Annotated in this window: 13 protein-coding genes; 9 read left to right on the top strand and 4 right to left on the bottom strand. The window is 55.2% G+C overall.

From position 1 onward, the window contains the following. Positions 1-23: 23 nt before the first annotated feature. On the top strand, positions 24-677 hold the full coding sequence (locus tag BHW66_RS09985; RefSeq protein ID WP_012419456.1) for an ABC transporter ATP-binding protein: 654 nt from the start codon (positions 24-26) through the stop codon (positions 675-677). Between the two features lie 418 nt (positions 678-1,095). On the opposite strand, the gene BHW66_RS09980 is transcribed toward BHW66_RS09985, so the two are convergent. After that, entirely contained in the window at positions 1,096-1,692 is a 597-nt protein-coding gene (locus BHW66_RS09980) for a hypothetical protein (RefSeq protein WP_022198430.1), read from the bottom strand. A 206-nt stretch (positions 1,693-1,898) separates the two neighbouring features. On the opposite strand from BHW66_RS09980, the gene cdaA reads away from it, so the two are divergent. The 4 genes from cdaA to BHW66_RS09960 all read left to right on the top strand — a co-directional run bounded on the left by cdaA (position 1,899) and on the right by BHW66_RS09960 (position 5,837). Beyond that, the gene (gene cdaA / locus BHW66_RS09975; protein WP_042447583.1) at positions 1,899-2,690 is read left to right on the top strand and encodes a diadenylate cyclase CdaA; all 792 of its coding nucleotides are present in this window, start codon (positions 1,899-1,901) and stop codon (positions 2,688-2,690) included. Then, positions 2,668-2,820: a hypothetical protein gene (locus tag BHW66_RS09970; protein ID WP_012419453.1), complete on the top strand. Its 153-nt coding sequence runs from the start codon at positions 2,668-2,670 to the stop codon at positions 2,818-2,820. Before cdaA ends, BHW66_RS09970 begins: the two co-directional genes overlap by 23 nt. 12 nt (positions 2,821-2,832) lie before the next feature. Continuing rightward, positions 2,833-3,474 carry a dethiobiotin synthase gene (bioD, locus tag BHW66_RS09965; protein WP_012419452.1) on the top strand — a complete coding sequence of 214 codons (642 nt, stop codon included), beginning with the start codon at positions 2,833-2,835 and terminating at the stop codon, positions 3,472-3,474. Between the two features lie 194 nt (positions 3,475-3,668). Then, positions 3,669-5,837: a family 20 glycosylhydrolase gene (locus BHW66_RS09960; RefSeq protein WP_102758687.1), complete on the top strand. Its 2,169-nt coding sequence runs from the start codon at positions 3,669-3,671 to the stop codon at positions 5,835-5,837. 12 nt (positions 5,838-5,849) lie between these two features. On the opposite strand, the gene BHW66_RS09955 is transcribed toward BHW66_RS09960, so the two are convergent. Then, on the bottom strand, positions 5,850-7,229 hold the full coding sequence (locus BHW66_RS09955) for a nucleotide pyrophosphatase/phosphodiesterase family protein (protein ID WP_046438018.1): 1,380 nt from the start codon (positions 7,227-7,229) through the stop codon (positions 5,850-5,852). A gap of 53 nt (positions 7,230-7,282) precedes the next feature. On the opposite strand from BHW66_RS09955, the gene rph reads away from it, so the two are divergent. Then, positions 7,283-8,095, top strand: a complete 813-nt coding sequence (rph, locus tag BHW66_RS09950; RefSeq protein WP_102758685.1) for a ribonuclease PH — start codon at positions 7,283-7,285, stop codon at positions 8,093-8,095. A 192-nt stretch (positions 8,096-8,287) separates the two neighbouring features. Beyond that, positions 8,288-9,046 carry a type II secretion system protein gene (locus BHW66_RS09945; RefSeq protein ID WP_012419448.1) on the top strand — a complete coding sequence of 253 codons (759 nt, stop codon included), beginning with the start codon at positions 8,288-8,290 and terminating at the stop codon, positions 9,044-9,046. Positions 9,047-9,635: 589 nt separating this feature from the next. Here the strand turns inward: BHW66_RS09945 and BHW66_RS09940 are convergent. Beyond that, positions 9,636-11,714: an alpha-L-fucosidase gene (locus BHW66_RS09940; RefSeq protein WP_046438015.1), complete on the bottom strand. Its 2,079-nt coding sequence runs from the start codon at positions 11,712-11,714 to the stop codon at positions 9,636-9,638. Between the two features lie 188 nt (positions 11,715-11,902). Here BHW66_RS09940 and BHW66_RS09935 point away from each other — a divergent pair, with 188 nt between their 5' ends. Both BHW66_RS09935 and nadD read left to right on the top strand, forming a co-directional pair. Then, the gene (locus tag BHW66_RS09935; RefSeq protein ID WP_012419445.1) at positions 11,903-12,580 is read left to right on the top strand and encodes a M23 family metallopeptidase; all 678 of its coding nucleotides are present in this window, start codon (positions 11,903-11,905) and stop codon (positions 12,578-12,580) included. Between the two features lie 10 nt (positions 12,581-12,590). Beyond that, complete coding sequence (gene nadD, locus BHW66_RS09930) at positions 12,591-13,172, top strand: nicotinate (nicotinamide) nucleotide adenylyltransferase (RefSeq protein WP_102741248.1); 582 nt, start codon at positions 12,591-12,593, stop codon at positions 13,170-13,172. 14 nt (positions 13,173-13,186) lie between these two features. Here nadD and truA read toward each other — a convergent pair whose 3' ends face one another. Continuing rightward, entirely contained in the window at positions 13,187-13,984 is a 798-nt protein-coding gene (truA, locus tag BHW66_RS09925) for a tRNA pseudouridine(38-40) synthase TruA (RefSeq protein ID WP_046437935.1), read from the bottom strand. Positions 13,985-14,096 lie beyond the last annotated feature (112 nt).

The raw sequence follows: 14,096 nt of genomic DNA, 5'->3' as shown, positions 1-14,096 counted from the left end.
AAGGATTTTCTTATACTGCGCCCGTGATTACCGCCTCCAACCTCCACCGCAGCTATTCCATCGGCAAGAAGTCCATTGAAATCCTGCATGGGGTGGATTTGCACATTGCCGCCGGAGAGAAGGTGTTCCTGTGCGGGCCCAGCGGGGCCGGAAAGACCACGCTGATGTACACGCTGGCCGGATTGGAAACGCCGCAAGAGGGAAAGGTCACGATTGACGGCACGGATATTTACGCCTTGTCCGCCACGGCCCGGTCCGTGTTCCGGAACCGGAGCATGGGGTTTATTTTCCAGAATTATCTGTTGATGCCGGAATTGACGGCGCTGGAAAACGCCTGTCTGGCTTCCTCCATCGGCAGGAGGCCGCGCGTGGAATATGTGAGGGAACTGATGGAGCGCGTGGGTTTGTCCCACCGCCTGAACCACCTGCCCAGCGAACTGAGCGGCGGGGAACAGCAGCGCGTGGCAATCGCCCGTGCCCTGGCGAACGACGCCCCCATTATTTTTGCGGATGAACCTACCGGGAACCTGGACCGGAAGAACGGCGCGGAGGTGCTGGACCTTTTGTTCGGCCTGGCGGACGAGTCCCGCAAAACGCTGGTGATTGTGACGCATGACGAACATCTGGCACGGAGAGGGGACCGCATTATTACGATTATGGACGGGCAGGCCGTCTGAGGCTGCCGGGCGTAGGGGCCGCCTGCGTTTTATTTGATGCCCGCCGTCAGATGCAGGACGGCCTGGTGCCGCTCTGGGGCATCTGCCCCATGCGGCGGTAATCCAGCGTTTCCGGAAGGTTTCCTGTTGATGGCAGTTCGGTTTCCGGAAAAGGAAGGTGTCCGTTATCATGACGGCGGCCAGGTTTTTGGCCCGGAAATTGAGGTGATGAGAAAAGTTGATGCACCAACTTTTGATGTCCGCAGGATTGAGACAGATGGAAGGCAGGAAGGGCCGCCTATGTTTCTGAATTGCCCGAGCCCGCCTGCGGCTGTCCCTTTTGCCGACGATGGGGGTGAAGTTCCCTGTGCCCGGATACAGGGAACCCATGCCGTGCGGGAGGCTCACCGGTGAGTCGGTTGCGGACGGTGCTCATGCATTATTCCTTATAGTCTTCATCGGAATCACCCTTGCATAGAAATGCGAATTCCGGGGAACTTCCCGCTGTGTCCAGCAGTGAGCTCCATGTGAGATTGGGATAATCAATGAGATCATGTGCATAAGCCAGCATATTGTCCGGCGCCTGGCCATATCCACGTCCTACTTCACAGACGCATAAGATGAGAATGAGGTGTATGACTGGCGAGACAGGAGCGTCTTCCGGTATTCCCTCATTGAAATATTTGATCAATGCATTTGCGGATTCCTGACTGTCACTATCCAATTCTTGAAAGAGTTTTTTATAGGATTGGGGCCTTCCTTTTTTTATTACCGGGTCATATTTTTGCCAGCCTCTTCCTAATTTTACATCCAGTTCTCCTTTAAGTTTTTCAAATATTTGCGTGACTTCGGCAGGATCATGATCCTGAAGCCTTACCCAGGCGAGCCAGATTTTCCCTACTTCTTTTAATTGTTCGATTGCTATCATCTGGTGATTATTTTTTGTTTGGTTTTTCAGTGTATCCGCCGCAAGTTCATGCCGTAAATCCAGAGAGAATTTCAGTTTTCTGAAGCCTTGCTTTATGCAGATTAACATTGTTTATTTAATCCAATTTTTATTTATTGTTATTATTTATTTTCCAAAGAACCGCTCTTCTTTTTAAGAACTTCTATCTGTCTCCGGAACGTACAGAGATGTCTTCAAATTCGGGAACTGAGATGAACGGTAAATTCCCGGAGCCTGCCGGCAACGCGAGAGGATCGGTATTGCATTCGGCCGGGTTGTTGTGTAGCCTGTTGGGCATGTGGGACTGGATTGTGATCAAGGATGCGCTCCGGGCGGTTGTTGAAATTTTCATCCTGTGGGTGTTCCTGTACCAGATTTACCGTGCTTTCCACGCAACGCGCGGCGCGCGCATCATGGTGGGGCTGTTCGCCTGCTTTCTGGCCCTGGTGGTGCTGGCCTTTTTCTTTCAGCTGAATGTTATTTCGTGGATACTGACGCGCATTTTCGCCCCCGGCCTGGCGCTGGCTCTGGTGGTGATTTTCCAGCCGGAGCTGCGCGTGGGGCTGGCAAAGCTGGGAAGCCACCCGTTTTTTTCTTCCTTCGCCAAGCTTCAGCGGGTGGATTTCCTGGATAATTTCTGCAAGGCGGTAAGCAAGCTTTCCAACCAGCGGTTCGGCGCCCTGTTCGCTTTTGAGAGGAGCATCAGCATGAAGCCTATTGAGGATTCCGGCGTGAAGCTGGACGCCATTTTTTCTCCGGAACTGGCCCTGACGATTTTCCATACCAAGACGGCTCTCCACGATGGGGGCGTGGTGATTTCCGGCGACCGCATTTCTGCGGCTGCCTGCGTGTTCCCTGTTTCCCAGAAGGAAATGAGCGACCGTACCTTGGGGCTGCGCCACCGCGCGGGCGTGGGCATGTCCGAGGAGAGCGACTGCGTGGTGGTGGTGGTGTCCGAGGAGACGGGGGCTATCGCGTTGGCCGTAGGCGGGAAGCTGGAACGCAACCTGACTCCGGAACAGTTGAAGGGACGCCTTGAAGAGCTGCTGAATATTTCTTCTTCCAATGAAAAAACTGCTATTGCTTAATTGGCCTGCCAAGTTGTTCTGTCTGGTGCTGGCCGTGATTATCTGGTCTTTCATCAATCACTGGGTGACCACGAATGACGGCGTGCCTTCCCGCGGGCAGCTTGAGGAGATTAGAAGATCCCATCCCTAAATATTTACCGTTATGAGGAATTTCATTGTTACCGGTACCGATACGGAAGTCGGTAAAACTTATGTGAGCTGCCTGATCGTCAAATCTCTAAGAGAAGCGGGCATCAATGCCGCCGGGTTCAAACCCGTGGCCTGCGGAGACAGGCAGGATGCCCGCCTTTTGCGCGAAGCCGGGCCGAAGGATCTGACGCTGGATGAACTGAATCCCGTTTTTTTGAGGAATGCCACGTGTCCCTATGTGGCCGCACGGCTGGAGAATACGAAAGTGGATGAAAAGGTTATCCTGCGGGCTTATGACGCTTTGTCCGCCGCACATGAGTGCGTGGTGGTGGAAGGGGTGGGAGGATGGGAAGTCCCGATTGGCCCCGGAAGGAATTTCAGCGATATGGCTGCGGATTTCAAGCTGCCTGTTCTTCTGGTGATAGGCAACAAGCTGGGAGCCATCAACCATGCCCTGTTAACGCTGAATGCAATCAAGGAACGCGGCCTGGAATGCCTGGGCATCGTGTTCAATAATGTGAAAGATGAATGGGATACTGCCTGCGTGACGAACAGGAGCATGGTGGAGGAGTTTTCCGATGCGCCCATTCTCGGCGAATTGATTCACGGGCAGGATTACATGGACATGGACGTCCTGCTGGAACGTTTGCACTGACTGGAGGAGTCTGTCTGGCGAATGAACGGGACGATAGCGAAGACGCCCGTTCGTTATTGCCGGATTTGCGGAGGGAAACAGCGATATGGAGGAATAAGCATGTCGGTGTTGGAAAGGATGGGAAAAGCATTTGGTTTCCCAGTTGAGAAAGCCCTGTTTTGACAGGAGCGGAGATGGAATGCCGTAGTTAAGGAATGCTTTTGTTCAGAGTGTTCAGCATTCCCGTACGGTTTTTTATTGCCTTGCTGATTTATTTTTCATGGGGGCCGCTGGCCGGAGGGGTGGTTACCGCGCCTGTGCCGGAGTTTTCTTCCCCCGCGCTTATTCCATATCCTTCCAAAGTCGTCAGGGGCGCGGGCGAGGCAGGTTTCAGGAGCGTTCATGTGAAGGTTGGTTCGGATGTTCCTGGCAGGGATGATTTGATGAAGGAGATCAAGGACATATTCAGGACTTCCGGCATTCAGGGTTCCCTGAATAGTGGGGGGGCTGCTGAAGGTGCCATGACATGGGAATTGTTTCCGGACGCCAGGATGAAAGGAGAGGGGTATGACCTGTCCGTCGGATTGGGAAAAGCAACCGTCAGGGCAGGAAGTTTTGGCGGTTTTTTTAACGCTCTTCAAACGCTGCGGCAACTGGTTTTCAATAGAGAAGGGGAATTTGCCATGCCTGTTGTGCGTATTAGTGACAAACCCGCTTTCGTCCTGCGGGGAATTATGCTGGATGTGGGGCGTTATTACATGTCTCCTGCCTTGATCAAGGAGGTGATGCGCCGTCTTTCCCGCTATAAGATTAATACGCTGCATCTTCATTTGACGGATGATCCCGCATGGAGGCTGGAAGTGAAGAAGTATCCGGCCCTGACGGATGGGGCTTTTCATTGGAAGTCCCGGCTCCCGGGGCGGTTTTATACACAGGCTCAATTGAAGGATCTGACGGATTATTGCGCCCGGCTGAATATCCAGGTGATTCCGGAGATTGACATGCCGGGACACAGCCAGCCTTTTGCCAGGGCCATGAAGACCGGCATGCAGACGGAGAAGGGTGTTTCCATATTGAAGGATGTCGTGGACGAGGCCGTTTCCCTGTTTCCCGGGAGGTTTTTCCACATGGGATCCGACGAGGCGCACATTTCCATGAAGGATTTTATCCCACGTATGGCGGAGCATATCCGCGGGAAGGGCAAGGAGGTGGTCGTGTGGTCTCCGGGCGGCCCGCACGATAAGGATTCCGTATTGATGTGCTGGGGAGAGAACGAGGCCGGCGCCAGGATGGATAAGAATATGAAGCGCATCGACAGCAATGGTTTTTACATTGACTGGGCGGATTCCCAGTCCGGCGTGTACCAGGTGTTTTTCCAGCAGCCCTGCGAGGTGCCTCAAGGGGATGATAAGGCGTTGGGGGCCATCATGCCCGTGTGGTGCGACGGAAACCTGAGCAGTGAGAGGCGGGTGCTGGAACAGTATCCGTTTTATCCTTGTGCATTGACGTTTGCAGAGCGTGTCTGGCGCGGAAGCGCTACCAAGAGGAGGGATTATATGGCCCAGCTTCCCCCCAGGGGAACGGACGGCTGGAAGGAATTCCGGGAGTTTGAACAGCGTTTGGCTTTCCATCGTGATCATTTTTTCCAAGGCGTTCCTTTTGCCTATGTGAAACAGGCGGATGTTGCCTGGAGCCTGGTGGGGCCATTCGACCACCGGGGGAAGAATGATACCTCTTTTGAACCGGAAAGAAGAATAGCCCCTTCCTACAGGGACGGAGACAGGATACTGGCCTGGAAGAAGACTCCTGTTTACGGCGCCGCCGTACATGTCAGGCATCTTTTTGCGATGTTCAACATGCACCGGAACCAGTACCGGACGGACCACTGGCCCTCGCTGATGTCAAGGGAGGTTGGAAAGGAGGATGGAACCTGCTATGCTCTGACTTTCATCCGCAGCCCCAGGGAGCAGGAGGTGTGGCTGATGTTTGGCCTGAACGGCATGTGGGGGCATTCAGGCGGGTACCGCAGCGCACGCGCCCCTGAACAGGGAAGCTGGGATTTTTCCGGCGGGGACGTATGGTTGAACGGAAGGCGCGTGAACCCTCCCAGGTGGCCTTTCAAGAGCCTGCCCTGGACGGGGTGGGGAAAGGGGCGCATTGAAGAATCTCCTCTGACCTGGGAAGGGTATTTTTTCCGCCCTCCTGTAAAGATCAAGCTCCGCAAGGGGTTGAACCGTGTATTGATCCGCAGCGTGTTCGGGCACTGGAAGGGAGACGACGGCCAGAGAAGCTGGTTTTTCTGCTGCATTCCCGTCCTGTGGGACGGCATTCATTACCGGGAGGTTCCCGGCCTGGAATATGACCCCCGTCCGGATGCCCGCTGAGGGGAACCGCTATTATTCTTTTTCAAAGACGGAGAGGATGGCTTGATGGACATCCTCAGCGGCATGGATTTCCGGCAGGAAGGCCGGGCCGATGAATACGGGCTGCTGGTTTGCAGGCACCCGGTCTCTGCCATGGGAACCTTTCACCTGGTCGCCATTGAGGGGGATAACTTTCATCAGGGCGCGGAACCCCAGCTTTTTTTTCAGCAGAAAGGCGGCGGCATGGAACATGGGGAGGGTAAGGCTCGGATCAAAGAACATTTCCGCAGGGTCATAGCCGGGTTTACGGTGGATGTCCACGCAGCGGGCGAAGTCCGGCGCCTTGGTGTCATCCAGCCAGTAATAGTAGGTGAACCATGCATCCGGGGCTGCGACGGCGGTGAATTCCGGCAGGCGTTCCAGAGCCGCGGAAAAAAGGCCGGAGAAGTCCGTTTCCCTGATTTCTTCCACTCCGGGTGTGGCGGAGAGCAGTGCTTTCACTTCTTCTTTTACGGAAGGATCATTGATGTAGATATGGGCAGTCTGGTGGTCCGCCACGGCAAAGGCGCGGGAGGCGCCGCAGTCCAGCATTTCCGTACCCATTTCCGGTTTGACGGTGATCCAGCCCTGTTCCCGGAAGAGGCGGTTGAGGGCAATGCTGCGGGATACGTCGGAAATACCGTATTCACTGAGGACGACGGGGGTGACGCCTTCCCGTTCCAGAAAGTCGATCAAGTCGCAGAGAAGACCGTCCATAGCCTTTGCCGCGTGGGCAGCCTGGGTCGAGGACGGTCCGAATTTCTGAAGGTCATAGTCCAGATAGGGCAGATAGATGAGGCTGAGGTCAGGGCGATGTTTCCGTTCCACCCACCGGGCGGAGTCTGCTATCCATTGGGAGGACTGAATCCCTGCCATGGGGCCCCAGAAGGTGGGGAAGGGGAATTCTCCCAGATCCTTTTTAATGGTTTCCCGGAGTTCCATGGGTTGGGTGTAAATGTCGAAGATCTTGCGGCCGTCCGCCGGGTACATGGGGCGCGGCGTGATGGTCCAGTCCGCCGTGGAATACATGTTGTACCACCAGAAAAGTTTGGCGCAGGTGAAGCCGGAACCGTACCGTTCCCTCAGTTTCTCCCAGAGGCGCGGGCCCTGCACCAGCTTGTTGGACTGCTTCCAGAATTGGATTTCACACATGTTCCGGTTGTACCATCCGTTGCCGGGAATGGCGTGCTCCCGCGGGGAAAGCCCTGTCACGTAGGTGCTCTGGGCAGAGCAGGTAAGGGCCGGAAAGGCCGGAGGGAAGGAGGAAACGTTCCGCCCCTCCGCCCAGGCGGAGAGCCGCGGCATGTGTTCCATCATCTGGCGGGAAAGGGCCACCACGTCAATGACGGCCACACGGGTACGAGGGTGTTTCATGGGAGGGATATTAGCGGTTTGGAACGGGAATTCCATCTTTCCATTTGAAAAAGATGACGGTATCCGTCATGATTCCCCGCATGGAACGTCAGGATAAACGACTTGTGGACCAGTTGCGTCCGATCAGCTTTGAAACGGGTATCGCCCCGAATGCCACGGCTTCCGTGCTGGTGACTTTCGGACGCACCAAGGTGATTTGCGCCGTTACGATTGAGGAGGATGTACCCCGCTGGATGAAGGTTCAGCGTGTGGAGGGAGGATGGCTGACGGCGGAGTATTCCATGCTTCCCTATTCCACGCTTGACCGTAAACGCCGGGATATTACGGCGGGGAAACTGGACGGACGTTCCAGCGAGATCCAGCGTCTGATCGGCCGTTCCCTGAGGGCGGCCGTGGATCTGGGCAAGATCGGCCAGCGCACGATTTGGGTGGATTGCGACGTTTTACAGGCTGATGGCGGTACCCGCACCGCTTCCATTACCGGGGCTTCCGTAGCTCTGGCCATTGCCGTGAACAAGCTTGTCGCGGAAGGAAAGCTGGCGGAGTCTCCCATGAAAAGGCTGGTTTCCGCCGTATCCGTGGGAATACTGGAGGGAGAGGCTCTGCTGGATCTCTGCTATGTGGAGGATAAGGATGCGGAAGTGGATATGAATCTGGTGATGACCGACCAGGGAGAGTTTGTGGAGGTGCAGGGGTCCGGTGAAGAGGCCGTGTTCACGGAGGATCAGATGAACCGGATGCTGGAATTAGGCCGCAAGGGGCTGGAAGAGATCGCGGAACTCCAGCGGCAGGTGATTGCCGAGGAGGACAGGCCGTCCGTCGGAGCTTTGGAAGGGTTGAGTTCCTTTTTCGGCAGCGGCAGGTAGGATTTTTCCCCATGGCCCGGTATTTTCCGGGCCTTTTGCAGGGGGGCTGCGGCAGAGTTTTCACTCCTTGCAGGACCAAGATTTTTATGAGAATATGCTTGTCCTGACTGGGAAATCGCGTTAATAGTAGAAACGAACATAGATAACCACGTACGGTTTTCTTAAACTGTAAACATTCCATCATATCCAACAATGAAAGTATCTTTTGCAACACACCAGTTACGCAGGGGGTTTACCCTGATTGAACTCTTGGTTGTCATTGCCATTATCGCCCTGCTGGCTTCCGTGGCCTATGGTCCTATCCTGAACCAGATCAACAAAGGCGACCAGATGCAGGCCCTGACCAACATGAAGAACGTGGGCGTGGCGATGAACGAGTTCAAATCCAACAGCAAACTGGGCAATTTCCCCGATGACATCACTGCCGACCGCGTTGTTGCCCAGCATAATTATATGAGCGGCCTGGGCGCACTTCAGGGCGATACTTCCAATGACTATTTCCGTCAGCTTCTGGGCAATGAGTCTGTTTCCGAAAGCAACTTCTACGCCAAGGTTCAGACTCCTTCCGGCGGTTCCACCGTTACTCCCAACGGTGAAATTTACGACGGTCAGGCCCTGACCCCCGGTGAAGTGGGTATTTCCTACGTCATGCGCAAGGGTGACAATAACAAGAAAGTGGGTATTGGAAGTTCCGTGGGGGAATATCCCCTGATGGTCACTTCCGTGCTTCCTGGTGAAGACGGCAGCACCGTTGTGGCTGGCAATGCCGTGCGTTTTGACCCGGAAAGCTTCCGCGGCAAGGTTCTGATTTTCACGACTGCCCAGAGTGCCAAGACCCTGGAACTGGACGACAACGACAACCTTCAGGATACCTTCATTCCCAAGAGAAGGGGCAAGGACATCAGCGACCAGTTCCTGATCCTCACGCCTGATTTCAGCGGCCAGGAGTAAATTCGCCGCCGGCATGATTTGCACAGGGCGCATCCAAAAGGATGCGCCCTTTTTCATACCTGATTTTTGAAAAGGAAAGCTTCTGTTTTGCGGAAATCCCTCGCTGAGTTGACCGGGTCTTCCCGTTGTTTGCTTAAAATAGATTTTACGATGTAAGGAAAAGCGCCAGGTTTTCCGACGGCAGGGAGAAGATTGTTCGTACAAACAGGAAATGGAACAGAAGCCTTCCGGAGATGATATCGTGGCTGATTTCAGTCGGTAGGCGTTTTTCCCGGGGTTCTGCCGTTGGCATGGGGTTGCAGGGCTTTTTCCGATTTCAATATGTTCCGCATACCGGCGGTGGCTGAAAAAGGCAGCTATGCAGGAGCCGTCCCTTTGGACTTTTGGCCGTTGCGGCGATATACGGGACATTCCCAGCCTATTGAAGCGCTGCAGGGGGAGTTGGACGGAATTCTGGCCTGTCCTTTCCCGTTTTCCTTGATGCCGGTTTGTCTGCCGGAGCCTGTTTTGCAAATGGGTTCGTGCCGCAAAAAAGGCATTCCGGCCGTAAAAAACCGGAATGCCCTGGTGAGAAAAGTCAGGGAAGTTTTTATTTGCCTGCGGGAGTGCCGAAAACGTTTATTTCCGCAGCGGAAGCGCTGTTGCCGTCCAGAGAACTGGTGCCGATGAAGCGGAAGTAACGCACGGGTTCGTTCATGTTTTTGAGATTAACGGATTGCTCAATGGGGTTAGCGCGCAGGTTGGAGAATTCCCCTTCCGCCACTTTCGTCCAGTTTTTCCCATCCGCGCTTACTTCAAATTGGTATTTATCCGTCATGCCGGAGGTTTTTCCATCCTGTCTGGGCAGGTAGGAGAAGCTGGAAACCTGGTACGGTTTTCCCATATCCACCACAAAGGATTGAGGCGCTTCCGCCTTGGCAAGCCATGAGGTTTCCGGATTGTCGTCTATGGCCGCCGCCGCATTCCCGGATGTGGCGGTTTTCACTTTCCATCCGGTTTTGCTGATGCCGAATTTGGCCTGGCTGACAGGGCCCAATTTACCATTGGAGAATTGGCAGCGAGCCTTGACAATGCCGCTTTCCGTAAATTTAGCACCCTGGCTGTAAACGGGAGATCCTGCTTTGGGTTCGCTGCCGTCCGTCGTGTACAGGATTTTATTTTTGCCGTCCGCAATGATGACGAGGTTGTCTCCGCGGCGGAAGATGGAGGGCCGCACGGCGCCCGCAGGCTGGCGGAAGAGGGAGAATTCCGAGATGCAGGGAGTGGCCTGGCTGCCCGTGATGCGCAGGCGCAGTTTCTGGGTAGTGATGGGGCGGTTCAGGCGGCGCATGACCTGGTTGCCGATGGTTTTCCCTTCATTGTCGATACAAACCCATTTGCCATTGACGAAAGCATCAATATTGAAGGAGTCCACGCGTTGTCCCAGACGTGTTTGTTCGCGCAGCCGGATGACGTCGAAAGTGGCGGGTTTGGGCAGCGTAATAACGGCGGTGGGGGTCAGGTTGTCATCTTCCACGGCCCAGTAAGTTTCAATGTTGCCGTCCGTCATGTTGGAGGGCGAGAATTTTTTGTCGTTGCCGCGCGTCTGGCTGGCTGTGACGGTTGCTCCCAACGCGTAGTCCCTGGCATATAGCTTGTCGCGCAGTTCTTTGAATTCCAGCAGGGATTTGACATCCGCAGGATCCAGTCTGCCCGTTTTGTCCGCCGCCACGTTCAGAATGAGGTTGGCCCCGCGGCCTACGGAATCAAACCATACCTGCATAAGTTCTTCAGGGGATTTGACGCGGGATGCCTGTCCCTGGTGCCAGAACCAGCCGGCATGGTTGATGGTGGTGTCTCCTTCCGCAGGCACCCAGCGTTCTCCGCCGCGTTTTCCGGTGCCTCCGCCCCCGCCGTTCAGCCCTACAGTGCTCCAATGGGGATAATTGACGTGGCCTTTTTCGGAGCCTCCCCAGCGGGCGTCTCCGTAGTGGCCCGCTCCCCAGATGATGCAGCTGGGCTGGATTTTGCGGATCATTTCCACGATTTTTTCAAAGTTGTAGTATTTTTCCGCGTCACCGATATTGCGCTTTTCCCTGGCTCCTCCGTAATAGCCGTCTCCTCCGTTGGCTCCGTCAAACCAGATTTCAAAGACAGGCCCGTAATTGGTCAGCAGTTCCCGGATTTGTTTATAGTAAACGTCCAGGTAGCCATCCTTGCCGTAATCCGCGTTGTTGCGGTCCCAGGGGCTGAGGTAGGTGCCGAATTTGATGCCGTGCTTTTTGCAGGCAAGGGCGAATTCCCGGACTACATCTCCTTTTCCGTTTTTCCAAGGGCTCTTGGTGATGTTGTGGTCCGTGGATTTGGTGGGCCAGGCGCAGAAGCCGTCATGATGTTTGGCCGTGTAAATCATTCCTTTCATTCCGCCTTTTTTAAAGGTGGAGACGATATCGGAGGCATTGAAATCCGTGGGGTTGAAAATTTTCGGGTCTTCATCGCCGTAACCCCACTCCCGTCCCGTGAACGTATTCAGGCCAAAGTGGATGAAGCCGTAGAATTCCATGCGCTGCCAGTTGATTTGGGCGGGTGTTGGAATCGCGCCGTATGGTTTGGGTGGTGCTGCGGTCCAGCCGGGCAGCATGGAGGAAGAGAGAACCGTTCCGAGGAAGAGTGTGGTTAGTTTGTTCATGCGGAAAAAAGTGTGTTGAAAAATACGAAAATCGCTCCTCCCTTCTTTCATACGGAGGCTTTGCTGTCAAGTTGAAAGGAAGTGGGAAACATGGGGGAGCGTGTTAGTGAATTCTAACTCCGACATGCGGGGAATTCCGCTTGATACGGAGTAGGGAGCCGTTTAGCATACAAAGGACTTTCGTTCCCATGTCCTATTTCCGTTTTTTACTGCTGGCGCTGGTTTTTCTGACCGGTTCCGCGTTGATCAGCGAGAGCGCTCCCGTTTACATGGCCCGGCGGGACAGCAAGTTTGCGCTTGTTCCTCTTTGTGACGGTTTTGATTTTCCGGTAGGAAAGCCTGACGGCAACGGCTATTACCGGTCCCGCGGTCTGCGTCTGAAAAGCCCCCGTCACATGGGTGAGGATTGGAACGGCAATAAAGGAGGCAATTCCGATTTGGGCGATCCCGTTTATTCCGTAGGCCACGGGGTGGTAACTTATGCGGCGGACGCCCGGGGCGCGTGGGGAAAGGTGGTGATTGTGCGCCATGCTTTCCGCGAACCCAAGTCCGGAAAGGTTCTTTGCTGCCAGACGCTTTATTCCCATTTGAACGATATTAACGTTGTTTTGGGGCAGTTGGTGCTGCGCGGCACCCAGGTGGGCACTATCGGCACGAACCGCGGCATGTATCCGGCCCATCTTCATGTGGAGCTGCATTACAATCCGGATGTGAATTGCGGCCATCAGGGGATTCCCAAGACGGAGCGCAATTACGGCCGCCTGACGGATTTTATTACCCGCTTCCGCCGCCTGCCTCTGGAGAAAAGGATGGTGCGCGTTCCCATCGGCGGGTTTCTGCCTTACAAGGGAACGGAAGGACTCTGACTTCTGGTGGATGACGGTGAAGCTGTGTATTTTCGGCGGTTCGTTTGATCCCGTGCATGAGGGGCACGTTTGCATGGCCGAGCATGCTCGGAAATATTGCGGAATGGACCGCGTGCTGTTTATGCCGTGTTCCCTGTCTCCGCTGAAGGAGCAGGCCCCCTCCGTGACGGATGACCAGCGCTGCCGGATGATTGAGTTGGCTGTTCAAGGGCTGGATTGGGCCGTGCTTGACCGGACGGATTTGGAACTTCCGCCTCCTTCGTGGTCGTGGAGGGTGGCTGAGAGGACGGCGGAGCGTTATCCCGGTGCAGAATTGTTCTGGCTGATGGGCAAGGATCAGTGGGATTCTCTGGAACAGTGGGGACGCTGGGAATATTTGTCCAGCCTGGTGACGTTCATTGTTTACCGCCGCGGCGGGGTTCCATCACCCAGGAAAGGGGTGCGCGCCCTTTTCATAGAAGGGGATGAACCCGCTTCTTCCACCCGCATACGGCATGATTTGCGTTCGGGCGTATGTCCGGTTCCCCATCTGAACCGGAAAGTGGAGGCGCTGATCAGGAGGGAAGGGCTGTACGGTACGGCACGCGTCTAGAAGGACGGCTGTTTTCAGTTTATTTTCTTTTTGTCTCCGAACGTTTCTTCCGGGTAATGGACCCTCATCAGCGTGAGTCCGTCCGGCGGGGCGCAAAACGGGCTTTTGTCATCCGGGAGCGGAGCGTTGATGAGGCGAGCCAGTTCTTCCAGCGTTATTTTTCCACGTGCGGCTTCATGGGCGGCTCCCGTCATGAGGCGCACCATTTTGTAGAGGAAGCCCGTTCCGGTAAAGGTGATGAAGACATGTTCCCCTGTCTGTGCCACTTGTGTCTGCGTGATGGTTCGGCGGAAGTAACCCTCCGGAATAGGGCGCGGTTCATTGCCGCGCAGGGCGGCAAAAGCAGTGAAGTCATGCGTTCCCCGGAACAGGTGTACAGCCTGTTCCAGAATATCCACGCTCCATGCCAGCGGGCGGTGCCAGGCCAGCCCGGCGTCAAAAGGGTTGAGGATGGGTGCGCGTGAAATGCAGTAACGGTAGGTTTTTCCCGTGGCGCTGAACCGGGCATGGAAACCGGGAGGAACGTATTCCGCATGGGTAATCCGGATGGTTCGGGGAAGGCGCGTGTTGAGCGCGGCAGGCCATTTGTCCGCAGGAATGCGGTGGGTATCCGGAGCGTCTGCATGAAAAACCTGGCCCAGAGCATGAACGCCGGCGTCTGTCCTGCCGGAACCGTGGATACGGCAGGGGGTTCCAAAGAGTCCGGAAAAGGCTCGTTCCAGCACGTCCTGGACGGTACGGCCTCCCGGCTGGCTTTGCCAGCCCAGATAAGGGCGTCCGTCATATGCGGCGGTGAAACGAATGCGGGTCATAGGGGTGATTGTGTTGGAACGGCCCGGTTTTGGCAAGCGGCAAGTGCCGGACGGTGACGGTTTGGAATGGATGCCGTGCGTTCCATCCGCTCTTTAGCTTGGAAGCCGTTAA

This window comes from Akkermansia sp. 54_46 (assembly GCF_001917295.1).
Lineage (GTDB): Bacteria > Verrucomicrobiota > Verrucomicrobiia > Verrucomicrobiales > Akkermansiaceae > Akkermansia > Akkermansia muciniphila.
The sequence above is the reverse complement of the archived record's forward strand: the minus strand, read 5'-3'. Positions and strand labels throughout refer to the sequence as shown.